Origin of the sequence: Mucilaginibacter antarcticus, assembly GCF_042686155.1 — a bacterium.
GTDB lineage: Bacteria > Bacteroidota > Bacteroidia > Sphingobacteriales > Sphingobacteriaceae > Mucilaginibacter > Mucilaginibacter antarcticus.
The window spans coordinates 1-1,377 of record NZ_JBHUON010000049.1; the positions used below are offsets into that span (position 1 = coordinate 1).

Genomic DNA, 1,377 nt, shown 5'->3' on the forward strand with positions numbered 1-1,377 from the left:
ACAAACAAAAGATTATAGCTGAATACTTGCTTGGGGGTACAAGTACCCGTAAATTAGCTATCAAATATGGCTACGGCCATGTCACGATATCCAGATGGGTTATGGCACATGAAAGGTATGTTGATAAGAAAGGATTAAGGTTTTCCAAAGCTGTGATGGAACCGGACGGGCCCTTGCCCACCGATATTCATGAACTTCAGGAAGCGCTGCGTATCTCCCGGCTTAAGGTCGAGTTACTGGAAGCGATGATAGATATATCAGATGAACAGTTTGGCACTGACATCAGAAAAAAAGCTGGCACCAGGCAGTCATGAGGGTGGAGCAAAGCAGTGGAGTTAGTTTATCCCTGCTATGTTTACTGTCTGGTCATAGCCGTCAGGCTTACTATAAACGTCGTTTTCAGGCCGAACGAAAGCCAATAAAGGAAGAAGTTATTGTTCAGCAAGTGCTCAAACACCGTCAATTGCAACCCCGCATGGGTGGCCGTAAACTCTATTTATCAACAAAAGGCTTCATTAGGCAGCATGATATGAAGTTAGGCAGGGATGCATTTTTTAGGGTGCTTGGTAAATACAATTTACTGAACAAAAGGCGCAGGCATAAAGTGCGCACTACTAACGCTGATCATTGGATGAAAAAACATCCTAATCTAATTAAGGACAAAGTTCCTGTAGCTTCAGATCAGCTATGGGTGAGCGATATAACTTATTTGGAGTTAACTCACGGGCATGCTTTTTTAAGCCTGGTGACGGATGCTTACAGCCGTAAGATAGTAGGTTTCCATTTAAGTAAAAGCCTTGCAGCTGAAGGTACCGTGCAAGCACTTAAAATGGCTATTGGAGGCCGCAGGGAGATACCCGGACTTATTCATCATTCAGACCGGGGCTGCCAATATTGTTGCAGTGATTATATAGGGGAACTTACCAGGCGTAAGATCAGTATCAGTATGACCGAGAGCGGCGATCCCAGGGATAATGCTATAGCAGAGCGGGTAAACGGAATACTTAAAATGGAATTACTACAACCTGTTTACGCTGATCTGGAGCGTGCCAGGGAAGCCATTACAGCGGCAATAAATACTTATAACTATATCAGACTGCACAGCAGTATATCGTTTCTGCCACCAGCGCTGGTACACGGCAGAGATCTGAACGTAAAACGCCGGTGGAAAAATTATTACCGGACAGCAAAGCCCGACATAGTACAACAGAGTTATTCACAAAAAGAAATATCCTTTAAAAGAAAAAAAGAAGCAAAAAAAGAAAAACCGCATCAGGATGTGGACAACGCTACGCGTTCCCAACATCCTGACACGACAAACAAACAATAATTAATAACTTTATAAAAATAACTGTCAACCTTTTTCAGGACGGGTCA

The 1,377-nt window shown here is 43.3% G+C and carries 2 protein-coding genes; both read left to right on the plus strand.

Annotation, left to right across the window (positions count from 1 at the left end; genetic code table 11):
* The coding region (locus ACFSYC_RS19575; protein ID WP_377130562.1) for a hypothetical protein at positions 1–314 on the plus strand (314 nt) is incomplete at its 5' end.
* Entirely contained in the window at positions 311–1,330 is a 1,020-nt protein-coding gene (locus tag ACFSYC_RS19580; protein ID WP_377130563.1) for an IS3 family transposase, read from the plus strand. The genes ACFSYC_RS19575 and ACFSYC_RS19580, both read left to right, overlap by 4 nt.
* The last annotated feature ends 47 nt before the right edge of the window (positions 1,331–1,377 follow it).

Coding starts and splice junctions, on each gene's coding strand:
- ACFSYC_RS19580 (WP_377130563.1), top strand. CDS start 311: ATGAGGGTGGAGCAAAGCAGTGGAGTTAGTTTATCCCTGCTATGTTTA.